The following is a 21,812-nucleotide window of genomic DNA, read 5'->3' as shown; positions in this document are numbered from 1 at the left end:
GGCTTCTCGGGTTCACTGCGCTCATGGGTCCGGTCCAAGCAGCAGCGTCAGCATCCTGTGCAGTGTCCGTGCCGGACTGCGACGACACGATGGCCGCGTCCGTAGACGTGCTGCCTGCCGTGGTGATCGCAGCGGCCGTGGTCGTCACGGTGCTCGTGGTCTTCGTCGTGATCGTCCTCCGCGGTCGGCGCCGCGGATAGGACCTGGGGACCTTGACCGACGGATACCTCGACGTGTTAGGTTGTGCACAACCTAATGGAGCACAACGTGAAACTCACCAGCTGGATCGACCTCGTCACCGGTGGCCTGCTCGCCGGGCACGGCATCGCCACGGTTCGCCGCACCCCGCTGCGCGCTCGAGCCCAGCAGATGCAGCGACGTGGATTCAAGCCGGGCGTCCCACACGCGCTCGGCATCCCTGGCCTGGAAGTCCTGTCCGGGCTCGGACTCGCCACCGCAGCGGTCCGCCGTGCACCCGGGACCGACCTGGCCGGCACCGGCTCCGCCGTCGCGGCGGCAGCCCTCGGTGGGACCCGGCTCGTGATCGACCGCGAAGACGGCTCGGTGACGAGCACGACCGGCGGTGCTGCCGCACTCACACTCGCCGGCGTGCTGCGGCTGGTCACCTCGACCCGCGGCCGTCCGGTCGCCCGGATCCTCACGCTCGGTGCCGCCGCTGCCGCGATCAGCTTCGAGGCCGCACGCCGACGCCGCGTCCTCCGCAGCCGCTGACCTCGGCACCCCCACTCCACCGAACCCCACCACCACCGTGAAAGGCACCACCCCGATGGCAACCCGCACCCCCGCAGTCCGCTCCACCCGCCCCCGGACCATCGTCCGCATCCTGTTCGGCGCGATGCTCACCTGGGCCGGCATCAGCCACCTGACCGTGGCCCGCGAGGAGTTCCAGGCGCAGGTGCCGAAGTTCGTGCCGCTGCCGACCGACGTCACGGTGATTGCCTCCGGCGTGGTGGAGATCTCCCTCGGGGCTGCGCTGATGCTCCTGGCTCGGCGTCAGGTGACGGTCGGTTGGGTCGTCGCGGTGTTCTTCCTCGCGGTCTTCCCCGGCAACATCGCGCAGTGGATGCACCACCGCGACGGGTTCGGCCTGGACACCGACACCAAGCGATTCGTCCGCCTGCTGTTCCAGCCCGTGCTCATCGCCGTCTCCCTGTGGGCGACGAACGCGCTGCGCAAGCGCCGCTGAACCGGTCTGCGCGAGCGCCACTGACCGACGCTGCACTCGCGCGACCGTGACCATGGGGCAGAATCGGCCCCATGAGCGGGGACGACATGGACCAGCCGCGCGTGGTCGCGGTGAGCAAGGACGGCGAGCACCGGTTCAGCAAGCCGTTGGTCGACGCGGTGACGCTCGTGGCGGGGTGGGGCATCGAGGGTGATGCCCACGCCGGCACGACCGTGCAGCACCGCTCCCGGGTCGCGCGTGACCCGTCGCAGCCGAACCTCCGCCAGGTCCACCTGCTGCACGCCGAGCTGTTCGACGAGGTCGCCGAAGCCGGGTTCAGCGTCGAACCGGGACAGATGGGCGAGAACGTCACGACCAGTGGCATCGACCTGCTCGGGCTGCCCGAGGGTGCAGTGCTGCACCTCGGCGACGACGCCTCCGTGCAGGTCACGGGCCTGCGGAACCCGTGCCAGCAGATCAACGGCTTCGAGCCGGGGCTCCTCCGTGCCGTGTTGGGGCGGGCCGAGGACGGCACGGTCGAGCGCAAGGGCGGGGTGATGAGCGTCGTGCTCACCGGCGGCACGGTCCGGCCGGGCGACCGCATCCGGGTCGAGCTCCCCGACGGTGAACGACGACCCCTCCAGCCCGTCTGATGACGCAGCGCGTGCGACGCGTCCTGGTACTCGGCGGAACCGGTTGGCTCGGGCGAACGATCGTCGACGAGCTGTTGGCCGAGGGTGCCGACGTCACCTGCCTCGCCCGGGGCACGACCGGCAACGTTCCCGAGGGAGCGCGCTTCGTCCAGGCGGATCGAGCCCTGGCCGGCGCCTACGAACAGGCCACCGGGAACTGGGACGAGGTCATCGAGCTCGCCAGCGCCCCCGAACTCGTCGCCCCGGCGCTCGACGCCCTCGCCGACCGAGCCGCGCACTGGACCCTGGTGTCCACGGTCTCGGTGTACGCGGACAACGACGAACCGGGCGCTGACGAGTCCGCCCGGCTGGTGGAGCCGAAGGACCCGTCCGAGTACGCCGACGCGAAGGTCCTCGCCGAGCGCATGACGCGGCTCCGGCTCGGGTCACGGCTGCTCATCGCACGCCCGGGGTTGATCGTCGGCCCCGGCGACCCGAGTGACCGGTTCGGGTACTGGCCCGCACGCCTCGACCGCGGTGGGCCGGTGCTGGTGCCGACGTCGGCGGAGCGGTTCGTCCAGGTGATCGACGTCGCGGACCTCGCTGCCTGGCTCGTCCGGGCCGGGCGCGACGGGTTCGTCGGCACGGTCAACGCGGTGGGCGCTCCGGTGCCGATGCAGGACTTCTTCCGGTGTGTGGCGGAGGTCACCGGGTTCGATGACGAGCTGGTCGCGGTCGACGACGACGTCCTGCTCGCGCACGACGTGGCCTACTGGGCCGGACCGCGATCACTCCCCCTGTGGATCCCGGTGTCGGAGGGCGGGTTCGCGCAGCGCTCCACCGTGGCCTTCAGGGACGCCGGCGGAGTGACCCGACCCCTCCGGGACACCGTCGTGCTCGTGCTCGAGGACGAGCGCGTCCGCGGGACGGCTCGGGAACGCCGTGCCGGCCTCACCTCGACGGAGGAACGGGCGATCCCCACCAGGTAGACGCGCGGTCCCCGCGAGCGAGATCAGGACGCGGCGGCAGCCTGTTCGTACAGACTCGTCGCCAGGTCGTTCAGTACCTCGTGCAGTTCGCCCTTGTGCGCCCCGTCGACGGCCCGGAGCATCGCTGTGTACCGCTCCTGGTAGTCCGACACGACGACATGCCCCGGGGGCAGCAGCCGCAGCAGTGAGCCGCGGCGATCCGCCGGGTTCGGTGCGCGCTCGAGCAGGCCGGCGGTGCTCATCCGGTCGATCATGTTCGTCACCGCGCCCGAGGTCAGCCCCAGGTACCCGGCGACCTCGGTCGGCGTGGAGTACCCGGTGTCACTGATGAGCACGAGCGCTCGCAACGCGTTCTCGTGGACGCCCGCACGAGCGCTGAGCTGACTCACCAGGCTCGCGTTCGCACGCACGACGGCGGTGAACGCGGCCATGAGATCGGCGGCGTCGTCGTCGTTCGGTGCTGCTGCCACGAGGGCCCTCTTCCGTGTCGGGTACCGGGGGGACAAGAGGCGTCCCCCGCACTGGGGTAAGTATACGAGTGGTCAACTTGGTGAATCAGTGACTATCTTAACCATTGAAGCAAAACAGCCCGAATGCCTTGCTTCCCCGACTTCCTGCAACCACCACCGAACGAAGAGGTACCCCGTGTCCACCAAGCTCCGCACCTCCGCACTGAAGCGGATCCGCTTCGCCCCCGTGGCGCTCCTCGCGGGTATCTTCGCCGCCGTCCTGCTCTCCCTCTCGCTCACCGGCACCCTCTCCGGGTTCGCCGCGAGCATCACCAACAGCAGCAACACCGCCGGCAGCGGCACGCTGATCATGCAGGAGCAGAACGCCGGCGCGACCGTCACCTGCCTCAGCACCGACGGCGGCTCGGTCTCGACGAACTCGGCGACCTGCTCGACGATCAACAAGTTCGGCGGCAGCACGACGATGACCCCGGGCAACACGGTCAACACCGCGATCTCGATCAAGAACACCGGCACCGCGAACGCAAGCACCTTCACGCTGAACCCGGGCGCCACGTGCACCCAGTCGGCGAACGGCTCGGCCAACGGCACCGCGACCGACCTCTGCGCCAAGATGAACCTCGTCGTCACCTCCGGTTCGACCACGGTGTTCAGCGGCACCCTCGCCAGCTTCAAGGGTGCGGCGGCGTCGGCCTTCACGATGCCGCAGGCCCCGGCCGCCGGCGCGAGCGTCCCGTTCAACTTCGCGGTGACCCTGGACTCCTCGGCGGGCAACACCTACCAGGGCCTTGCCGCCTCGGTCCCGATGACCTGGACCTTCACGGCCTGATCCGACCCCCATCACCCTTCCCCCAGACCGGCGACGCTCGGCCGACCCCCCTCCGGCCGAGCGTCGCCACCCCAGCAAGACCAGCAAGACCAGCACGACCAGCCCCACCACCGCCCCACCCCGACCGTCCGGAGCAGCGCCCATGAGCCAGACCGCAGCGATCCCGCTCAGCGGCATGCTCGACCGCCCGGTCCTCCGCGGGCGTCAGGTCACCCGCTCCGAGACGGTCCTCGCCTGGTCGGTCGCCGCGATCGCCGCACTGCTCCTCGCCGCCGCCGTCCTGTTCCTCTCCGCCGGCGGCCGCTGGTTCGTCGTCGAGACCCCCTCGATGGGCGAAGCCGCCCCGGTCGGCACCCTCGTGCTCGACCTGCCGGTGGACGTCGCCACGCTCAGCGTCGGCGACATCGTCTCGTTCGAGACCTCCGCCAACCCGGACGTCGTCTACACGCACCGCATCGTCTCGATCGACGCGGACGGCGGCATCCACACCCGCGGTGACGTCAACGGCGCGACCGACCCGTGGACGCTCACCCAGGCCGACGTGATCGGCGCCCCCGCGCTCCTGGTCCCGCGCATCGGCTGGCTGCTCCGTGCCGCTCCGATCCTGCTCATCGGCACGCTGATCATCCTGACCCTGACCAGCGCGTTCACCGACCGGGTGACCCGCACGTGCCTGCGGATCGCGGGCAGCGCCCTGACCGTCGCGTACGCGGCGTTCGTGTTCAAGCCGTTCGTCAACGTGACGACGATCACGAACACCTCGAGCCCGACCGGCGTCGAGGCCACCGTGATCTCGTCGGGGATCTTCCCGGTCCGCGTCGACGCCCACGGCGGCAACAGCGTCCACCTGGTCGACGGCGAGATGGGCAAGGTCGTCATCCACGAGCTGACGAAGAACGGGCACTACCAGCTCATGTCGAACATCGACCTCGACCCCCTGGGTTGGGTCGCCCTGTTCGCCGTGTGCCTCGTGCCGCTCGTGGCGTGCCTGGCGGTCGGCCGCGTCGAGGCGGTGCGTCCCTCGTGATCCTCCGTCGCCTGCGCGACGGTCGCGTCGTCGCCGTCCTGCTCGTGGTCGCCCTGGCCGTCGTCGTCCTGCTGAACCAGTTCGCCCCGACCCGCTCGGCGTACACCGCGCGCGTGACCAACAGCGCGAACACGGCGGCGACCGCCCCGTACTTCACGTGCACGGGTGCCGTCGGTGCGGACACCGCGAACGCGCTGTTCGCCTACCGCCTCACCGAGGCCTCGGGTTCGAAGACGGCCACCGACTGGTCGGGCCGCGGCGCGAACGGCACCTACCAGGGCACGATGACCGCGACCACGCCGAGCCCGAACGCCTGCCCTCGTGACAGCGGGAGCGCGTACGCGCTCAACGGTTCGACGAGCTACGTCTCCACTCCGCGCTCGTACGCCAACCCCACGACCTTCAGCGAGGAGGTCTGGTTCCGCACCACGGTCGCCGGCGGCATGCTCATCGGCTTCGGCAGCAGCCAGACCGGAGCGTCGAGCCAGCACGACCGGAAGCTCTACCTGACCACCAGCGGCCAGCTCGCGTTCGGCACGTACAACGGCGCCACGCAGGTCCTCACCTCGCCGAAGGCCTACACCGACGGCGCCTGGCACCACACCGTCGCCACGATGTCGCCCACCAACGGGATGCGCCTGTACGTCGACGGCACGCTCGTCACGTCGAACGCGGCCTTCAAGAGCCCCGAGAACTTCACCGGGTACTTCCGCGTCGGCTACGACGTCGTCAGCGGGTGGCCGGGTGCCACGAACAACCCGTACTTCACCGGGTCGATGCGGTACGCCGCCGTCTACGGCACCGAACTGACGGCCAGCCAGGTGGCCGCGCACGCGGCCGCCGGTTCCTGACGCACCGGCTGACGGCCTGGAGGCGCACCGCGGCGCCGCCACGGGCCTCCAGTCCGTCCCCTGGTCACGTCGAGAACGTGGGCCGGGTTCGCGGACCGGGCCCACCAACCCGCGGATTCGGGGCGACGAATCCCGCTGATCAGGCCTTTTCGTGCCCCAGACCGTGCCAGGATCGTCAGGTCCTGAGACGTCGGAGTCTCCATCCGACCGTCTCGAAAGGCGCCATTCCCATGTCCTTCTGGGCCCTCTTCCTCATCGCGCTCGGCGTCTCCGCGGACGCCTTCGCCGTCGCCCTCGGCAAGGGCCTGCACATGAAGCGCTTCGACATGCGGCACGCGATCGTGATCGCGCTGACGTTCGGGGTGTTCCAGGCGGTGATGCCGTTGCTCGGCTGGCTGCTCGGGTCGGCGTTCGCGCAGTACATCGCGGCCTTCGACCACTGGGTCGCGTTCGGGCTGCTCGCGCTGATCGGCGGGAAGATGCTGTGGGAGGCGTTCTCGAAGCACGAGGACACCGAGCAGGACACCGATCGGCTGCCGGTACGCGAGCTCCTCGTGCTGGCGGTCGCGACCAGCATCGACGCCCTGGCGGTGGGCGTCACCCTGGCGTTCCTGCCCGTCTCGATCGGCGGCGCGGTGCTGCTCATCGGGATCACCACCGCGGTGCTGTCGTTCGTCGGGGTCCTGGTCGGTCGCCGTGTCGGTGCCCGCTTCGGCAAGCCGGCGGAGATCGCGGGTGGCGTCGTCCTGATCCTGATCGGTCTGAACATCGTGCTGGAGCACACCGGCGTCATCGGCTGAGGCCACGCTCGGAACCGACACCGGACAGACGGGAGGCCCGTGGCGAGCTGCCACGGGCCTCCGTTCTGGTGCTGGTGGGTGTCAGTAACTGCCCATGCTGCCCGCCGGAGCGTTCGCGACGACAGCGATCCCGAAGATGATCCAGATGATGCCGAACACGAGCGACAGGGCGCTGATGATGATGCCGGCGAGGGCCAGGCCGCGGCCGCGCTCCCCGGTCTTCTTGATCTGCGAGAGCGCGATGATCGACACCACGAGGCCGGCGATGTTCACCACGAAGGCCAGGACGAACCCGACGATCGCCATGACGTTGAAGCGGTCGGACGACGGCTGCATCGGAGCGCCGTAGGGCTGCCCGCCGGCGGCGTAGGGGTTCGGGTTCTGCTGGTTGTACTGGGGCGTGCCGTCACTCATGGCGCCGCGTCCTCTCTGATCAGGGGGATGTCTACACAGGAAACGTACAGGACCAGCGGGCCGGACGGGGCGGTGGGATCAGGCAGGACCGACGCCGTCAGATGTCGAGCACCCCGTCCACCGCGTCCGCTCGGTCGGCGATGTGCCCGCTGTCGATGTCCTCGTCCAGGTGCACGCCGACGTAGGTCCAGTCCTCCACGTGCCCGGCGTCGTCGAACACCCGGTAGCGCCGACGGAGCCGCAGGTACGGCACGGCGCGGTGATCGAACGACACCACGACCTCGGTCGCCGGCCACTCGCCCTCGACGGTGACCTCGACGGCTCGGTAGTCGCTCGCCGACCGCCGGGGTTCGGGATGGTCGCGGGTCCACAGGATGCCGGGCTGGTCGAGGGCTTCGAACACGTCCACGAGGTCCGCGACCGCGCGCTCCCGTGCGGCAGCGTCCAGGTCGTGCAGCGGCCAGCGCGCGCCCTCGACGTCGGTCAGGTCGAACCGCTCCGTCCACGGAGCGCGGGCTGCTTCCAGACGTTCCTGTTCGTCCTCCCACGACGTCTCGTCCTCGTCGCTCGCGGCACGGGACGGCAGGTCATCGGTGGTGACGACGCTGGGCAGGCCGGCAGCGACGTCGAGGTCGACCTCCCGAGCGTCGTAGTGGTAGGTCAATCCGCCCGTCGGATCGGGTGTGCGCCGGGGTCCGGTGGGCATGTACCGGACGGTGAGCACCGTGCCCGCCCGGCGGACCTCCTCAGCCAGGTGGTCGACGGTGATCGTCGTCCGGCTGCCGTCGGTCCGCACGAGCACGAGGTCGGTCGGCGGGGTCGGCAGGGGCGGCGCGGGATCGGCCGGTGGTCCCGACGGGCGAGGGAAGTCGTCCTCGTCGTCGGCGTCGGGTCCGGCACTCCAGAAGTAGCGGGGGCGGACGTCGTGATCGTCGTCGTCCAGCAGCTCGGGGTCGTCGTCCTCCGGCTCCTCGCCGGCCGCCAGCGTCGCCGCCCACTCCTCCGGCGACGGCCAGAACGGCTCCGACGGCGCCCACGGCAGGGTCTCCGGGTCGACGCCGTCGAGCGGGTCGTCCGAGTCCTCGTCGTTCTCGACCGCCTCGTCGTCCTCCGGATCCTCGAGGCCCTCGTCCTCGTCCTCACCCATCCACATCGACGCGTCACGTGGGTCGCCGATCCACAGCCCCTCGACGTCCGCCCCGAGCACCCGTCGATCCCCGAGGTCGACCGCGCACGTCACCCCGGCCGGCGTGACGTGCACGGCCATCCGCGACTCTGTGTCGAGGTCGCCTTCAGCGTCCTCGCGCGACACGTAAACCACCCAAGCGCCCTCGTCGGTCGCGAGGACCCCGACCTCGTCGACCGCACCGTCCGGCAACGGGGCGTCCGGCCACGTCACCCACCGCACGTCGTCGCCCGTGACGACCGCCGCGACCGGTCGTGTGGCGTCCGGCACGATCGTCGCGTCACCGACGCCGACGGCGTCGATGGGCTCGAGGAAGCTGCTCATGCAGCGACCGTACCGCGGCCCTGTGGCCGGCCCGTGAACAGCCGGGAGGCCCGTGGCGGGCCCGCACCGCGCCTCCCGTCCGCCCGTTGCCGGTACACCTGCCGGACCCGCCGCAGCGGTCGGGCGCATGATGGGCGGATGGCACGCATCCTCGTCACCGGATCCACCGACGGCCTCGGGCGGGGAACCGCCGACTCGCTGCTCCGCAGCGGACACGACGTCGTCGTCCACGCGCGCAACCGGGCCCGCGCCGAGGCGATCGCCGACCTGGTGGAGCGCGGTGCCGAACTCGTCGTCGCCGACCTGGCGGACCGCGACGCCGTGATCGCGACCGCCCGGGAACTCGACGCCGGCACCCCGCTCGACGCCGTCGTGCACAACGCCGGCGTGATCTCGGGCCGTTCCCTGGTGCCCGTCAACGTCGTGGCGCCCTACCTGTTCACCGCGTTGCTGCGCTCGCCGGAGCGGCACGTGTACCTGAGCAGCGGGATGCACCGGGGCGGCCGCCCGCGCCTGGACACCGTCGACTGGACCGGCGCGTCGGAGACGAACTCGTACTCCGACACGAAGCTGTTCGTGACGGCGCTCGCCGCCGAGGTGCCGCTCCGACGCCCGGGCGTGCTGAGCAACGCCGTCGACCCGGGCTGGGTGGCGACCAAGATGGGCGGGGCCGGCGCTCCGGACGACTTCGAGCTCGGACACCGCACGCAGGAGACGCTCGCGACCGACCCGGACCAAACCGTGACAGGCGGTTACTGGTTCCACGGGGAGCGGCAGGAACCGCACCCGGCGGTCGCCGACCAGCGGTTCCGCACCGAACTGCTCGACGCGCTCGCCGAGGCCACCGGCATCACGCTCTGAGTCGCTGACGGAACCGCCGCGAGCGGTCGGGTGCTCCTGCGAGGGCGTTCGTGGCGTCCGGACCACGATGGGCACGAGACGACGAACGGAGGACCCGGTGACCCTCGGCCTGCACAACGGATCGAGTGGGTGGCAGCGCGTGCGACGGCACGGCCTGCTCCTCGCGAACGTCGCCGTCTTCGTCGTGTGCTTCGTCGGCATGGTGTTCGCCGGGTGGCGGGTGTCTGCGGCGGACGCACTCCAGCACGGTGAGGCGGCCGTGTCGCTCTGGGGCTTCCTGACGAGCGGGGACTTCGCCGAGGCCACGTTCGAGAACTGGGAGAGCGAGTTCCTGCAGATGGGCGCCTACATCGTGTTCACGGTGTTCCTGTTCCAGAAGGGGTCGAGCGAGTCCGAGCCCCTGGACGAACAGAGCCCGCAGGACGAGGACCCCCGGGAGCACGCCGACGACCCGAAGGCTCCGTGGCCGGTGCGCCGGGGCGGGATCGTGCTCGTGCTGTACGAGAACTCCCTGCTGATCCTGTTCGCGGTGCTGTTCCTCGGCAGTGTCGTCGGGCACGTGATCGGAGGCGCTGCGGCCTACAACGAGGAGCAGCTCGAGCACGGCGACAGCGTGGTCTCGGCGTGGGGCTACCTCGGCACGAGCCAGTTCTGGTTCGAGTCGATGCAGAACTGGCAGTCGGAGTTCCTGGTCATCTCGGTGATGGTGATCGCCACCGTGTCCCTGCGGCAACGAGGGTCGAGCCAGTCGAAGCCCGTGGCGGCGCCGACGGAGCAGACCGGCGCCTGAGCGCGGCCGAGACCGGACGGGAGGCCCGTGGCGGACCCGCCACGGGCCTCCCGTCCGGTCCGCACCACGCTGGTGCGGTAGGTTCCTGCCGAACGCAGTCCGCACGTGAGAGGGGGCGCCCGATGGCGCAGGGGCACCGCTCTCCGCCCACGATGAGCGACGTCGCCGCCGTGGCGGGTGTCTCGAAGAAGACCGTCTCGAACGTGCTGTCCGGCTACGAACACGTCTCCGTCCGCACCCGCGACCGTGTGATGGCCGCCGTCGACGAGCTCGGCTACGAGCTCAACGTCTCGGCCCGGAACTTCCGCGCCGGACGCTCCAAGGTGCTCGGGCTCGCGGTGCCGGAACTGCGGCAGGCGTACTTCGCCGAACTCGCCGACGCCGTCATCCGCGCTGCCGGAGCCGTGGGCTACACGGTGCTCATCGAGCAGACCGCGAGCGGCGTGCGCGAGGCGGACGCGATCACCCGGATGCGCGAGCACTCCATCGACGGCATCATCTACAGCCCGCTGACCGTCCGGCCGAGCGATGCCGCCGCGCTCGAGGTGAAGTTCCCCCTGGTCGTGCTCGGTGAGCCGATCCCCGACGTCCCCGTGCCGTTCATCGCGATGTCGAACGCGGACGCGCTGCGGGACGCGACCGCGCACCTGCTCGACGCCGGCCGCCGGTCGATCGCGTTCATCGGCTCCGACCCGTCGGGCCCCGTGCGCACGGCGCAGGAGCGACTGCGGGGCTACCGCGAGGCACTCGACGACCACGGCCTGCCGTTCGCGCCCGAGCGGGTGGTGCCGACCGCGCTGTGGCACCGGGCCGAGGGAGCGGCGGCTGCACGGCAGCTCCTCGACGCCGGCGTGCCGGTCGACGGGATCGTCTGCTGCAACGACGCGCTGGCGCTCGGGGCGATGAGCGCCCTGCAGCTCGCGGGCCGGACCGTGCCGGACGACGTCGCGGTCGTCGGGTTCGACGACATCGAGGAGTCGGCGTACTCGACCCCGGCGCTGACCACGGTGTCGGCCGACCTGGACCGCGTCGCGGCGACGGCGGTCGGGGTGCTCGTCGCCCAGCTCGAGGAGGGTGCCCCGGCGACACCGGGGGTGCTGCGCTCCCCGCACGCACTCGTCGTCCGGGCGTCGTCCGGACCGTTGCGTCCGGTTGCTGCCTGACCCGTTGACCACGGGTGCTCCCCGACCCCTTGACCGGGCGGTCGAGCACCGGCTACTGTCCACATTTACACCGGTGTAAATCCGGGATGGACGAGGTCCGCACACCGACGTGCCGGACGGATGGCAGGTTTTCGATGAAGAAGCACATCGCGGTCGTCGCGCTCGCAGCAGCGGCGTCGCTCTCCCTCGCCGGGTGCGCCGGCTCCCCCGGATCGTCGGGTGACGGCGGCCACGTCGACCTGACGTTCTGGCACGGCTACACCGAGGCCGACGGCAAGGTCCTGGACGGCATCGTCAAGGACTTCAACGCCTCGCAGGACAAGGTCACCATCACGACCCAGACGAAGACCTGGGCCGTGATCGACGACACGATGCTCCCCGCCCTGTCCGCGAAGAAGGGCCCGGACCTCGTCGCGATGACCTCCGACCGGCTGCCGGTCTACGCGCAGAAGAAGGCGCTGGTCGACCTCAGCGACTTCTACGCCGACGACGCCAACAACACCGGGGACCTGAAGGAACAGGCCGTCGCGATGGAGCGGGTCGACGGCAAGGAGTACGGCGTGCCGAGCGGGTTCGTCCCGCTCTCCGTGATCTACAACAAGAAGCTGTTCGCAGCGGCCGGCATCGACTCCTTCCCGACCAACTGGGACGAGTGGGTCGCCGACGCGAAGAAGCTGACGAAGGACGAGAACGGCGACGGCACCCCCGAGCAGTACGGGCTCGTGCTGCCGGACCACCAGACCGTCGGCAACGGCATCTGGCCGAGCCTGTTCGCCGGCAACGGCGGATCGATCACGAACGAGGCGGGCACGAAGTCCACCATCGACTCCGCCGCGAACGCCGAGACGCTCGAGTACTGGGCGAAGGCGGTGCGCGACGACAAGATCTCGCCGACCGGTGTCGACGGCATCGCCGCGGACAAGCTCTTCACGGCCGGCAAGACCGCCATGGAGATCGGCGGCCCCTGGATGGCCGGTGTCGCCGAGGCGTCGGACATCGACTACGGCATCGCCGCGATCCCGGCGGGCCCCGAAGCACAGGTGGCCTCGGCCATCGGCATCTCGCTCGGGGTGACGGCCCAGACCGACGACGCGAAGCAGGCCGCAGCCGAGCGGTTCCTGCGCTACTTCAACGAGCAGTCCGTCGCGACGAAGTGGGCCCTCGGGTCCGGCTGGCCGCCGCTCCGCACCGACGTCACCGCCGCGGACGTCGACGAGAACCCGACCGTCGCGACGCTCACCGGGCTGCCGGGCACCACGATCCCGCTCCTGCCCGGCGTGGTCGACAGCGCCGGCGTGCTCACCGCCGTGGACACCGCGACCCAGAAGGCGATGGCGGGCGGGGACCCCGGATCGCTCCTCGCCACCGCCGACGCCGACGTGCAGTCGGCCCTGAAGTAGCAGCAGCGGCCCTCGGAGGACCCTCGTGACCACGCAGCAACTCGGCCGACGCCGTCGGTACCGACCACCGGGCCAGCTCGGCGGACGATCGCCCCTCAACGGCACGTTCCGCCGCCGCGCCAACATCGTCGGGTTCCTCGCACCCGCGATCGTCATCCTCGGGGCGTTCGTGCTCTGGCCGATGCTCTCCGCGCTCCAGCTGTCGTTCACCGACGCCAGCGGGTTCGGCGACCCGTCGTTCATCGGCTTCGCGAACTACGTCCGGGTCTTCACCGACCCCGACGTCCTGCGGTCCATCGGCAACACCGCGCTCTACTCGGTGCTCTTCACCCCCGTCGCGATCGTCGTCGCCCTGGTGCTCGCCCTCGTGCTGAACCACCCGGCCCTGCCGTTCCGCGGGTTCTTCCGGTCGGCGCTGTTCCTGCCGTTCATCGTGTCCCTGGCCGTCGCCGCGTTCGCGTGGTCGTACCTGCTCGACCCGCAGATCGGCCTGCTGAACCACTGGCTGCAGCTCGTCGGCATCCGGCTCGGCAACGTGCTGCAGGACCCGACGCTCGCGATGCCCACCGTGGTGCTCGTGGCCGTGTGGAAGAACTTCGGCTTCTACATGGTGATCTTCCTGGCCGGGCTGCAGGAGATCCCCACCAGCCTGTACGAGGCAGCGCAGCTCGACGGGGCCAACGGCCGCCAGCGGTTCGCGAACGTCACCTTCCCGATGCTGAGCAACACGATGGCGTTCGTCGTGATCGTCGCCCTCATCGCCGCCCTGCAGGCGTTCGACCAGATCTACGTCCTGACCGGCGGTGGTCCGTACCGGTCGACCGAGACGATCGTCATGCAGATCTACCAGTCCGGCTTCAAGGACCTCGACCTCGGGTTCGCGAGCGCCCTGGCGTACGTGCTCCTCATCGCGACCCTGCTGCTCAGCCTCGTGCAGTTCCTGTTCTTCGGGAAGCGCGGAGAGGACACCACATCATGACCGCGCTCCCCCGTCCCGCGACCGTCGTCCGACGCAGCACGGTGGCCCGTCGACAGCCGTCGATGCGGTGGCTCGGCTTCGCAGCCGTGGCCGTCGTGACCCTGGCGGTGCTGCTCCCCGTGCTCGTGATCGTGTTCACCGCGTTCAAGCCGGCGAGCGAGGTCAACGCCTACCCGCCGACGCTGTTCCCGCACACCTGGACGCTCGACAACTTCCGGGCGATCTTCACGCAGCTGCCGTTCGGGCGGCTCATCCTGAACAGCTTCGCCTTCGCCGGCGGTGTGACGGTGTTCGCGCTGGCGTTCGACGCGCTCGCCGCCTACGCCCTGGCACGGCTCGACTTCCGGGGCAGCAAGGTGCTGCTCATCGTGATCGTCGCCAGCCTGATGATCCCGTTCCAGGCGACGCTCATCCCGATCTACCAACTGGTGTCCGACCTCGGGTGGGTGAACACGTTCGCGGGGCTGATCGCGCCGCGGGCGGCCGACGCCTTCGGGATCTTCTTCCTGCGCCAGTTCTTCGTGTCGCTCCCCCGCGACCTGGACAACGCGGCGCGGATCGACGGGGCCTCGGAGTGGCGGATCTTCCGGAGCGTCGTCCTGCCGAACGCCGTCCCCGCCCTGCTCACGCTCGGCATCTTCACCTTCGTCAACAACTGGAACGACCTGCTCTGGCCGCTGGTGTTCACCACCGACCAGGACATGGGGACCATCACGTCCGGCCTCACCCTGCTGACCGGGCCCGGCGGGATCATCCCGCAGGGCGTGATGATGGCCGGCGCCCTGATCGCCGTGCTGCCCCTCGCCGTCATGTTCCTGCTCGTGCAACGCCGCTTCATCGAGAGCGTCGCCAGCACCGGGCTCAAGTGACGACGACACCGCACGAGCCCGGAGCGGCCGTGCCCACCACGAAACGAGACACCATGCACTGGTCCGACGACGGCAGGCTGCACTTCGCCCTGGGCATCGAGGACACCTTCGTCCCGCAGGCCCGACCGGGTGAACGGCCCATCGACGAGTACGAGCTGACCGACCACTACCGGCAGTACGCCGCTGACCTCGGGCTGGCGGTGGACGTCGGCGCCGAGCTCCTGCGCTGGGGCGTCCCCTGGTACCGGGTCGCCCCCGAGCCGGGCGTCTGGGACTGGTCGTGGGTGGACGGCGTCATGGCGCGGTTCCGCGAGACCGGCCTGCGCCCCGTCGTCGACCTGCTGCACTACGGCACACCGCTCTGGCTCGACGGGCAGTTCGCCCACCCCGACTACCCGGCACACGTCACCGAGTACGCCGCCCGGTTCGCGGCGCGGTACGGCGACGTCGCCACCGACTACACGCCGGTGAACGAGCCCGTCATCCACGCCCTGTTCTCGGGTGAGTACGGGTACTGGCCCCCGTACCTGACCGGCGCCGAGGGGTCGGCCCGGATCGCGTCCGCCCTGGCCAAGGGGTTCGTCTCGACGCAGCACGCGATCACCCGCGAACTCGGGGACGCCGCCACCTTCGTGCACGTCGACGCCGGCATCCGGTACGTGGGCGACGTCGACGCCCCGGAACACCGGGACACGGTCGCACGCCTGCGCGCCCAGACGTTCCTGGTCGAGGACCTGGTCACCGGTGGCGTCGACGACGCGCACCCCCTGGTCGGTCGGCTCCGGTCCGGGGGCGTCACCGACGCCGACCTCGACTGGTTCCGGCAGCACGCCGTCCGGCCCGACGTGATGGGCGTCAACTACTACCCGCTGCACTCCACCGAGGTGTTCGAGGCGGGGGTGCACCACGGCGGCGGGTTCGCCGACCCGCGGCCCTACGAGGACACCGGCGTCGAGGGGCTCCGCGACGTGCTCACCACCTACGCCGAGCGCTACGGTGCCCCGGTCATGCTCACGGAGACGTGCGTCACCGGTTCGGTCGAGGAGCGCATCGGCTGGTTGGACGCCTCGGTCACGGCCGTGCGGGAGCTCCGCGACGAGGGCGTGCCGGTCGTCGGCTACACCTGGTGGCCGCTGTTCGACATGTACGAGTGGACCTGGCGGCACACGGACGCCCCACGCCAGGAGCACCTGCTCACGATGGGCCTCTTCGACCTCGTCGAGGACGGCGCCGGCGGCCTCGACCGTCGTCGCAACCCGGTCGCCGACGCGTTCGCTGCGCACACGCGACAGGAACGGGCCGTGGCAGCGGCCCTGTCCGCGACCCCGTGACGAACGGGAGGCGCGGGTCGGGTCGGTCCCGCGCCTCCAGTCCGTCTCCGCGCACCACCACTGCACCACCAACCGAACGGAGCACCATGTCCCTCCGCCTCGGCGCCGCTCCGGCGCCTCGTCGACGCCGAACGCTCGCGCTCGTCGTCACCGCTGCCGCTGCTGCGGCAGCCCTCGTCGCCGGTGTCACCGGCCCCCTCCCCGCACAGGCGGTCACGACCGGCAACGGAGCCCTCGTGTACTCGCCGGCAGCGGGTTCCTCGTTCAACCCCGAGGGCGGCCGCGCTGCCGGCACCACCTACGCGAAGAACATCGTCCTGAAGAACAGCGGATCAGCCAACGGCCAGCAGTTCGTCACCTTCGACCAGCTCGTGCTCGAGAACGGCGTGCAGGTCTACCCGATCTACCGGAGCACGGACAACGGCACCTCGTGGAGCCGCGTCGCCACGGTCAAGCCGAGCACGCAGTTCCCGACGCTCACCCGCACCGCGCAGCCCTCGCTGTACGAGACCCCGATCCAGCTCGGCACGATGCCGGCCGGCACGCTGCTGCTGAGCGGCATGATCATGCCCACCGACCGCTCGAGCAGCCGACTGGTCATGTACAAGAGCCTCGACCACGGGCTGACCTGGTCCTTCGTGAGCACCGTCGACACCGGCGGCCCGGCCACCTACGACCCGAGCCCGAGCTCGACGACCTCGACGGTGTGGGAGCCGTCCGTCGCCGTCGACGCGAACGGCGGGCTGGTCACGTACTTCTCGGACGAGCGGCAGAAGGCGAACAACGTCCTGCAGGCCGTCAGCTACCGGCGCTCCACGGACGGCGGCCTGACCTGGGGTCCCCTGGTCAACGTGTCCGCACCGACCAACAAGAGCGACCGTCCGGGCATGATCACGGTGACGAGGATCCCGAACGGCAACTACGTGGCGACGTTCGAGGTCGTGAACCGGCCGAGCCAGACGAACAACACGGCGCCGGTGTACTTCAAGACCTCACCGGACGGTCTGAACTGGAGCCCCGAGACGAGCATCGGCACCAAGATCGCGCTGCCGGACGGCCGTGGGGTCGGGTCGTCGCCCGAGGTGCGCTGGGTGCCGACCGCCGGCAACGCCAACGGCATGATCGTCGTCTCGTCCAAGTGGTCCCTCGACAGCGCGGGCAACATCGACGGCGGCCAGAACTTCGTCGTGAACCGCAACCAGGGCACGGGTTCGTGGGAGCAGCTGCCGTACGCGGTGACGTACGACGCGCGAGACGCCGAGGGCGGGACGTTCAGCGGCTTCGCCCAGGGCTTCGACTCGAGCGCCGACGGCAAGACGCTGTACCAGGCGACGAACGTCGAGAACCTCACCACCACGTACAACGACGTGCGGGTCGGGTCGATCCCGATCAACGCGCAGCGGTACGAGGCCGAGTCCGCGGTCCGGAACGACACGAGCACCGTCACGCAGGCCGACGCGGTGGGCGGCGCGAAGGTCGGCAACATCAACAACGCGACGAGTTCCGTGCAGTTCACGGTGCAGGCCGCGACCGCGGGGACGTACACGGTGAACGTCCGGTACGACAACGGCACGGGTGCGACGAGCACCCACGCGCTCGCGGTCAACGGCACCTCGGCCGGTTCGGTCAGCTACGCGCCGACCGTCAACTGGGGCCGGTTCGGATGGGCGCAGAAGACGGTCACGCTGAAGGCCGGCGCGAACACGCTCACCTTCACCAAGGGGACAGGGTTCGCCGAGCTGGACCAGATCCAGGTGTGCCAGCCCTGACGCGGCACCCGCGGCCCTGGTCGTGACCAGGATGCGGACTGGAGGCCCGTGGCGGACCCGCCACGGGCCTCCAGTCCGTCCCGGTGCCGCGTCTCAGGCCGCGACCGGCTCCGCAGGCCGGTCACGCAGTGCCGGGCAGTGCTCGGCGGTGGGGTGCTCGGTGATCGCGATGACCTGGTCGAGCCGCCCCCGGACCGCCTCGAGCTCGGCCAGCTGCGCGGTGATCCGGTCCCGCTCCGCGATGAGCAGCGCGAACGACTCCGGCGTCGACTCCCCGCGGTCGACGCAGGGCAGCAGCTGCACGATCGTGCGGCTCGCGAGCCCGGCGGCGAACAGCTGCTGCACGAGCTGGACCCGCTCGACGGCCGCGTCCGTGTAGATCCGCTGCCCGCTCGCGGTGCGCGACGCGGTGAGCAGCCCCTGCTCCTCGTAGTACCGCAGCGAGCGGACGCTGACGCCGGTCTCCGCAGCGAGGTCACCGATCCGCATGGTGCTCCGATCCGGGGCTTGCCCCTGACATGGATGTGAGGTCTTAGCGTAGCCGAGCCGCTGCGGGAGACACCCGAGCGGCAGGAGGAGACACCATGGAGATCGCTGGATCGGTCGCACTCGTCACCGGCTCGAACCGGGGCATCGGACGCCGCTTCGCCCTGGAGCTGCTGGAGCGCGGTGCGTCGAAGGTCTACGCGACCGCACGCCGACCCGAACTCGTCGACGTCGAGGGCGTCGTCGCGCTGCCCCTCGACATCACCGACCAGGCCTCGGTCGACGCGGTGGCCGCCGCCGCGGGCGACGTGACGCTGCTCGTGAACAACGCCGGCATCTCGACGCAGGGCTCCCTGGTGACCGACGACCTGACCATCGTCCGGAAGGCCATGGACACGCACTTCTGGGGCAGCCTGTCGATGATCCGCGCCTTCGCACCGGTGATCGAGCGGAACGGCGGCGGCGCGATCGTCAACGTGCTGTCGGCCCTGTCGTGGTTCGCGGCGCCCGGCGCGGGTGGCTACGCCGCGGCGAAGGCGGCCGAGTGGAACATGACGAACGCCGTTCGCCTGGAGCTCGCCGACCGGGGCATCAGCGTGCAGGGACTCCACCTCGGTGCGGCCGACACCGACATGATGGGCGACTACGACGGCCCGAAGACGGACCCGACGGACGTGGCCCGTGCGGCACTCGACGGTGTGGAGCGTGGCGTGGCCGAGGTGCTCGTCGACGACTGGAGCCGGATGGTGAAGGCGTCGCTCGCCGATGCACCGGAGCCCTTCTACGCGCAGATGGCCTGAGCCGCCGCCCCTGACTGGGGGCGTGTCCCCGCAGCGCAGTCCTGGACCCGCTGCGTGGTCATCGGCGAGCATGGACCCCGATCAGGAGCGGTGGGCACGTCGCCTGCCGCTGGAAGGGAACCATGCGTCCTGTCAGGAACGCGCTGAGCACCGGGGCGATCGTCGCGATCCTCGCCGGCCTCACCATCACCGCAGCACCCGCCCAGGCGGCGACCCCGGGGGCCGGCGCGAGCTGCGCCCCCGGGACCCTGTCCGTGCAGACGCTCGAGAGCGGCTGCACGGCGACCTCCGGCACGGTCGTGACGCCCGACGGCCGCACCTTCGCGCTCCCCGCGCCGGGTGAGAGCGTCATGGCGAGCAGCTCGGCCGCCCCCGGGGCGCCCGAACTCGCCGACGTCCTCATCGCGAACAACGGCTCCGCCGGTGTCGCCGTCCGCGTCGACGAGGCCTGGACCGGTTCGGCCCCCGCCGTCCAGCAGGAGCGTGCGCAGAGCCAGGCCGCGACGGCGCAGGCCGCCCCCGCCGCGACGACCGCTGCGACCACGAAGTGCACGAGCACGGCGTACAAGGCGTCCGGCTACACCTGGCCGAGCACGGTCAAGTGGTACTACAACCAGACCGGGCAGAAGTCGACGTACGCCAAGGACGCCCTGCGCAAGGGGGCGAACGCCTGGAACGGCACGATCTCGGCGTGTGACCGCACCGTCACGTCGACGGCGAAGAACGACTACCTGCGTCTCGCGACCCAGAAGCCCAACCTCACCGACCAGGGCGGCTGCTCGCGGAACAACGGCTACAACGTGATGGGCTGGGGCAAGCTCCCGACCGGAACCCTCGGCGTGACGTGCGTCTGGTTCGACGGCAACGGCAACGCCCGCGAGGCCGACCAGCGCTACGCCACCGGCTTCAAGTGGAGCTCGACGGCCACCTGCTCGGGCGCGCGCTTCGACACCCAGGTCGTCGCGACCCACGAGTGGGGTCACCTGTACGGCCTCGACCACGTGAAGACCGGCACCGGCCAGGTCATGGAGCCGTCCGGCGGCTACTGCGAGCTCGACGGCCGCACGCTCGGCCGTGGCGACATGACGGGTATCTCGACGCTCTACTGAGCTCGACGCTCTGCAGGGACACGGACGGGGTCGTGGCGGAGAACCGCCGCGACCCCGTTGGTCTGCGCGTTGGTGGGTCTGACTGTCGGTCAGACCGCGTCGGCGCGGTCGGTCTTGGTCAGACCGCGTCGGCGCAGTCGGTCTCGGTCAGATCGCGTCGGCGCGCAGGAACTCCGCCACCGGCGTCGACCCGGTGTTGAACCTGAAGGTGTTGCCGGCCGTACCGGGGTTCTCGACCACGTCGGCGACCACGTGCGCCACGTCACCGCGCGGCACCTGGGTCGACGAGCCGTCCCAGTCGACGGAGCCGGTCGGCTCGTCGTCGGTCAGGGTGCTCGGGGCGACGATCGTCCACTGCAGCCCCGAGTCGCGGAGCACGGCGTCGGCGATCATCTTCGACTGCGCGTACGCGAAGAAGTCTTGGTCCTGCGGGACGCCGTGGTCGAGCTGCGAGCCCGAGAACGACACCATCACGTACCGGTCGACGCCGGCCTGCTTCGCCCCCTGGATCGACAGCACCGCAGCGTCGCGGTCGATCGCCCAGGTCCGGTCGACGGACCCGCCACCGGCACCGGCCGACCACACCACGGCGTCGTGCCCGCGGACGAGTTCGGCGAAGTCGTTCAGGGACTGCTGCTGGATGTCCGCGACGTGCGGTTCGCCGCCGTGGGCTCGGATCTCGTCGGACTGGTCGGCGTTCCGGATGACGGAGGTGACCGTGTGTCCGCGCTCGGACAGGATGCGGGTGGCGAGGAGTGCGACCTTGCCGTGGCCGCCGAAGACGATGACGTTGCTCATGGGCCGGACGCTACTCGGGGCGGCTCCGTGCCCGGGGAACGCCCGGGGAACGCCCGACGTCCGCCCGTCGCCCGCGATGCTCGGAACACCCGAGGTCACCGTGCGTACCGTCAGGGGCAACACGACAGGAGTCACGATGAGCAAGCAGCACGAGCAGCACACCCTGGTCCGCACCCTGGTCCTCGGCATCATGAGCGGCGGCCGGAGCGCCACCCCGCTCGCCGTCCTCGCACTGAACCACGACCGGTCTTCGCTGAAGGGTTCGTGGCAGCAGTGGAAGGTCTTCAGCACCCCGGTCGGCCGCGGGCTGCTCGTGGCCTCCGCCATCGGTGAGCTCATCGGCGACAAGCTGCCGAAGACCCCGAACCGCATCGCCCCCTCGGCGCTGCTCGGACGTGTCGCGTCCGGTGCCCTCGCCGGTGCCGCCCTCGGCACCACGGGCAAGCGTGACCTGCGCATCGAGGGCGCGATCCTCGGTGGCGTCGGTGCCCTCGTCGGCAGCTTCGTCGGCTGGGGTGCGCGCAAGGCCCTCGGGGGTGCGGGCCTGCCCGACCCCGTCGTCGCGCTCGCCGAGGACGCCGCGACCATCGCCGGCTCCGTGAAGGTCATCACCGCCGACTGAGCATGCCGCTCGTGCGCGGCGCTCGTGGGCGCCGCGCTCGCCGCGGGCGCGTTACGTGAGCAGGAACGGTCGGGTCGCACCGCCGCACCCGACCATTCCTGCTCACGATCCGCACGCCTCGGCCTAC

The 21,812-nt window shown here is 70.6% G+C and carries 24 protein-coding genes; 19 read left to right on the top strand and 5 right to left on the bottom strand.

Features of this window, described 5'->3' with window-relative positions; translation table 11 throughout:
* The first annotated feature begins 267 nt into the window (after positions 1-267).
* From DEJ11_RS17765 to DEJ11_RS17750, 4 genes are all read left to right on the top strand, one after another.
* Positions 268-732 carry a hypothetical protein gene (locus DEJ11_RS17765; RefSeq protein ID WP_146250004.1) on the top strand — a complete coding sequence of 155 codons (465 nt, stop codon included), beginning with the start codon at positions 268-270 and terminating at the stop codon, positions 730-732.
* Positions 733-787: 55 nt separating this feature from the next.
* The gene (locus DEJ11_RS17760) at positions 788-1,207 is read left to right on the top strand and encodes a DoxX family protein (RefSeq protein ID WP_027466888.1); all 420 of its coding nucleotides are present in this window, start codon (positions 788-790) and stop codon (positions 1,205-1,207) included.
* 71 nt (positions 1,208-1,278) lie between these two features.
* Positions 1,279-1,839, top strand: coding sequence for an MOSC domain-containing protein (locus tag DEJ11_RS17755; RefSeq protein ID WP_228516464.1), 561 nt, complete (start codon positions 1,279-1,281; stop codon positions 1,837-1,839).
* An 11-nt stretch (positions 1,840-1,850) separates the two neighbouring features.
* Complete coding sequence (locus tag DEJ11_RS17750) at positions 1,851-2,807, top strand: NAD-dependent epimerase/dehydratase family protein (RefSeq protein WP_258375276.1); 957 nt, start codon at positions 1,851-1,853, stop codon at positions 2,805-2,807.
* A gap of 23 nt (positions 2,808-2,830) precedes the next feature.
* Here the strand turns inward: DEJ11_RS17750 and DEJ11_RS17745 are convergent, their stop codons facing one another.
* Positions 2,831-3,277 (bottom strand): MarR family winged helix-turn-helix transcriptional regulator, encoded by a 447-nt coding sequence (locus tag DEJ11_RS17745; protein WP_269149419.1) that lies wholly within the window; start codon positions 3,275-3,277, stop codon positions 2,831-2,833.
* Between the two features lie 175 nt (positions 3,278-3,452).
* Between DEJ11_RS17745 and DEJ11_RS17740 the strand changes: the two genes are divergently transcribed.
* From DEJ11_RS17740 to DEJ11_RS17725, 4 genes are all read left to right on the top strand, one after another.
* Positions 3,453-4,106, top strand: coding sequence for a COG1361 family protein (locus tag DEJ11_RS17740; RefSeq protein ID WP_027466885.1), 654 nt, complete (start codon positions 3,453-3,455; stop codon positions 4,104-4,106).
* A 142-nt stretch (positions 4,107-4,248) separates the two neighbouring features.
* Positions 4,249-5,133, top strand: a complete 885-nt coding sequence (locus tag DEJ11_RS17735) for a S26 family signal peptidase (protein WP_111102716.1) — start codon at positions 4,249-4,251, stop codon at positions 5,131-5,133.
* Complete coding sequence (locus DEJ11_RS17730; protein WP_111045715.1) at positions 5,130-5,984, top strand: LamG domain-containing protein; 855 nt, start codon at positions 5,130-5,132, stop codon at positions 5,982-5,984. Before DEJ11_RS17735 ends, DEJ11_RS17730 begins: the two co-directional genes overlap by 4 nt.
* Before the next feature lie 230 nt (positions 5,985-6,214).
* Positions 6,215-6,784, top strand: coding sequence for a manganese efflux pump MntP (locus tag DEJ11_RS17725; RefSeq protein ID WP_111102715.1), 570 nt, complete (start codon positions 6,215-6,217; stop codon positions 6,782-6,784).
* A gap of 81 nt (positions 6,785-6,865) precedes the next feature.
* On the opposite strand, the gene DEJ11_RS17720 is transcribed toward DEJ11_RS17725, so the two are convergent.
* Together DEJ11_RS17720 and DEJ11_RS17715 are read right to left on the bottom strand one after the other, a co-directional pair.
* Positions 6,866-7,198 (bottom strand): DUF4190 domain-containing protein, encoded by a 333-nt coding sequence (locus tag DEJ11_RS17720; protein WP_111102713.1) that lies wholly within the window; start codon positions 7,196-7,198, stop codon positions 6,866-6,868.
* Between the two features lie 97 nt (positions 7,199-7,295).
* Positions 7,296-8,708: a hypothetical protein gene (locus DEJ11_RS17715; protein ID WP_111102712.1), complete on the bottom strand. Its 1,413-nt coding sequence runs from the start codon at positions 8,706-8,708 to the stop codon at positions 7,296-7,298.
* 138 nt (positions 8,709-8,846) lie between these two features.
* Here DEJ11_RS17715 and DEJ11_RS17710 point away from each other — a divergent pair, with 138 nt between their 5' ends.
* From DEJ11_RS17710 to DEJ11_RS17675, 8 genes are all read left to right on the top strand, one after another.
* Positions 8,847-9,569: an SDR family NAD(P)-dependent oxidoreductase gene (locus DEJ11_RS17710; RefSeq protein ID WP_111102711.1), complete on the top strand. Its 723-nt coding sequence runs from the start codon at positions 8,847-8,849 to the stop codon at positions 9,567-9,569.
* A gap of 97 nt (positions 9,570-9,666) precedes the next feature.
* Positions 9,667-10,359, top strand: a complete 693-nt coding sequence (locus DEJ11_RS17705; protein WP_164941154.1) for a DUF6766 family protein — start codon at positions 9,667-9,669, stop codon at positions 10,357-10,359.
* A 152-nt stretch (positions 10,360-10,511) separates the two neighbouring features.
* Complete coding sequence (locus DEJ11_RS17700; protein ID WP_111102710.1) at positions 10,512-11,522, top strand: LacI family DNA-binding transcriptional regulator; 1,011 nt, start codon at positions 10,512-10,514, stop codon at positions 11,520-11,522.
* Between the two features lie 134 nt (positions 11,523-11,656).
* Positions 11,657-12,922 carry an ABC transporter substrate-binding protein gene (locus DEJ11_RS17695; protein ID WP_111102708.1) on the top strand — a complete coding sequence of 422 codons (1,266 nt, stop codon included), beginning with the start codon at positions 11,657-11,659 and terminating at the stop codon, positions 12,920-12,922.
* A 25-nt stretch (positions 12,923-12,947) separates the two neighbouring features.
* Positions 12,948-13,901, top strand: a complete 954-nt coding sequence (locus DEJ11_RS17690) for a carbohydrate ABC transporter permease (protein WP_111102707.1) — start codon at positions 12,948-12,950, stop codon at positions 13,899-13,901.
* The gene (locus DEJ11_RS17685; protein ID WP_071404106.1) at positions 13,898-14,770 is read left to right on the top strand and encodes a carbohydrate ABC transporter permease; all 873 of its coding nucleotides are present in this window, start codon (positions 13,898-13,900) and stop codon (positions 14,768-14,770) included. Before DEJ11_RS17690 ends, DEJ11_RS17685 begins: the two co-directional genes overlap by 4 nt.
* A 53-nt stretch (positions 14,771-14,823) precedes the next feature.
* Complete coding sequence (locus DEJ11_RS17680) at positions 14,824-16,101, top strand: family 1 glycosylhydrolase (protein WP_110865361.1); 1,278 nt, start codon at positions 14,824-14,826, stop codon at positions 16,099-16,101.
* A gap of 86 nt (positions 16,102-16,187) precedes the next feature.
* Entirely contained in the window at positions 16,188-17,870 is a 1,683-nt protein-coding gene (locus DEJ11_RS17675) for a CBM35 domain-containing protein (RefSeq protein WP_111102706.1), read from the top strand.
* Between the two features lie 93 nt (positions 17,871-17,963).
* Here DEJ11_RS17675 and DEJ11_RS17670 read toward each other — a convergent pair whose 3' ends face one another.
* Positions 17,964-18,359: a MerR family transcriptional regulator gene (locus tag DEJ11_RS17670; RefSeq protein WP_027466874.1), complete on the bottom strand. Its 396-nt coding sequence runs from the start codon at positions 18,357-18,359 to the stop codon at positions 17,964-17,966.
* A 95-nt stretch (positions 18,360-18,454) separates the two neighbouring features.
* Here DEJ11_RS17670 and DEJ11_RS17665 point away from each other — a divergent pair, with 95 nt between their 5' ends.
* Together DEJ11_RS17665 and DEJ11_RS17660 are read left to right on the top strand one after the other, a co-directional pair.
* Positions 18,455-19,156, top strand: a complete 702-nt coding sequence (locus DEJ11_RS17665) for an SDR family oxidoreductase (protein WP_111102705.1) — start codon at positions 18,455-18,457, stop codon at positions 19,154-19,156.
* A gap of 122 nt (positions 19,157-19,278) precedes the next feature.
* Entirely contained in the window at positions 19,279-20,265 is a 987-nt protein-coding gene (locus tag DEJ11_RS17660) for a matrixin family metalloprotease (protein ID WP_111045734.1), read from the top strand.
* A 147-nt stretch (positions 20,266-20,412) separates the two neighbouring features.
* Here DEJ11_RS17660 and DEJ11_RS17655 read toward each other — a convergent pair whose 3' ends face one another.
* Positions 20,413-21,063 (bottom strand): NAD(P)H-binding protein, encoded by a 651-nt coding sequence (locus DEJ11_RS17655; RefSeq protein ID WP_111102703.1) that lies wholly within the window; start codon positions 21,061-21,063, stop codon positions 20,413-20,415.
* 136 nt (positions 21,064-21,199) lie between these two features.
* Here DEJ11_RS17655 and DEJ11_RS17650 point away from each other — a divergent pair, with 136 nt between their 5' ends.
* Positions 21,200-21,685: a DUF4126 family protein gene (locus DEJ11_RS17650; RefSeq protein ID WP_163342984.1), complete on the top strand. Its 486-nt coding sequence runs from the start codon at positions 21,200-21,202 to the stop codon at positions 21,683-21,685.
* The last annotated feature ends 127 nt before the right edge of the window (positions 21,686-21,812 follow it).

Source organism: Curtobacterium sp. MCLR17_058, assembly GCF_003234705.2.
Lineage (GTDB): Bacteria > Actinomycetota > Actinomycetes > Actinomycetales > Microbacteriaceae > Curtobacterium > Curtobacterium flaccumfaciens.
This window is presented reverse-complemented; position numbering and strand designations above follow the sequence as displayed.

What these genes read in the sequence shown, in the direction of transcription:
- DEJ11_RS17695 (WP_111102708.1), top strand. Translation starts at nt 11,657, where the DNA reads ATGAAGAAGCACATCGCGGTCGTCGCGCTCGCAGCAGCGGCGTCGCTC.
- DEJ11_RS17710 (WP_111102711.1), top strand. Translation starts at nt 8,847, where the DNA reads ATGGCACGCATCCTCGTCACCGGATCCACCGACGGCCTCGGGCGGGGA.
- DEJ11_RS17685 (WP_071404106.1), top strand. Translation starts at nt 13,898, where the DNA reads ATGACCGCGCTCCCCCGTCCCGCGACCGTCGTCCGACGCAGCACGGTG.
- DEJ11_RS17655 (WP_111102703.1), bottom strand. Translation starts at nt 21,063, where the DNA reads ATGAGCAACGTCATCGTCTTCGGCGGCCACGGCAAGGTCGCACTCCTC.
- DEJ11_RS17670 (WP_027466874.1), bottom strand. Translation starts at nt 18,359, where the DNA reads ATGCGGATCGGTGACCTCGCTGCGGAGACCGGCGTCAGCGTCCGCTCG.
- DEJ11_RS17760 (WP_027466888.1), top strand. Translation starts at nt 788, where the DNA reads ATGGCAACCCGCACCCCCGCAGTCCGCTCCACCCGCCCCCGGACCATC.
- DEJ11_RS17725 (WP_111102715.1), top strand. Translation starts at nt 6,215, where the DNA reads ATGTCCTTCTGGGCCCTCTTCCTCATCGCGCTCGGCGTCTCCGCGGAC.
- DEJ11_RS17665 (WP_111102705.1), top strand. Translation starts at nt 18,455, where the DNA reads ATGGAGATCGCTGGATCGGTCGCACTCGTCACCGGCTCGAACCGGGGC.
- DEJ11_RS17650 (WP_163342984.1), top strand. Translation starts at nt 21,200, where the DNA reads ATGAGCAAGCAGCACGAGCAGCACACCCTGGTCCGCACCCTGGTCCTC.
- DEJ11_RS17680 (WP_110865361.1), top strand. Translation starts at nt 14,824, where the DNA reads ATGCACTGGTCCGACGACGGCAGGCTGCACTTCGCCCTGGGCATCGAG.
- DEJ11_RS17735 (WP_111102716.1), top strand. Translation starts at nt 4,249, where the DNA reads ATGAGCCAGACCGCAGCGATCCCGCTCAGCGGCATGCTCGACCGCCCG.
- DEJ11_RS17700 (WP_111102710.1), top strand. Translation starts at nt 10,512, where the DNA reads ATGAGCGACGTCGCCGCCGTGGCGGGTGTCTCGAAGAAGACCGTCTCG.
- DEJ11_RS17720 (WP_111102713.1), bottom strand. Translation starts at nt 7,198, where the DNA reads ATGAGTGACGGCACGCCCCAGTACAACCAGCAGAACCCGAACCCCTAC.
- DEJ11_RS17755 (WP_228516464.1), top strand. Translation starts at nt 1,279, where the DNA reads ATGAGCGGGGACGACATGGACCAGCCGCGCGTGGTCGCGGTGAGCAAG.
- DEJ11_RS17660 (WP_111045734.1), top strand. Translation starts at nt 19,279, where the DNA reads ATGCGTCCTGTCAGGAACGCGCTGAGCACCGGGGCGATCGTCGCGATC.
- DEJ11_RS17715 (WP_111102712.1), bottom strand. Translation starts at nt 8,708, where the DNA reads ATGAGCAGCTTCCTCGAGCCCATCGACGCCGTCGGCGTCGGTGACGCG.
- DEJ11_RS17675 (WP_111102706.1), top strand. Translation starts at nt 16,188, where the DNA reads ATGTCCCTCCGCCTCGGCGCCGCTCCGGCGCCTCGTCGACGCCGAACG.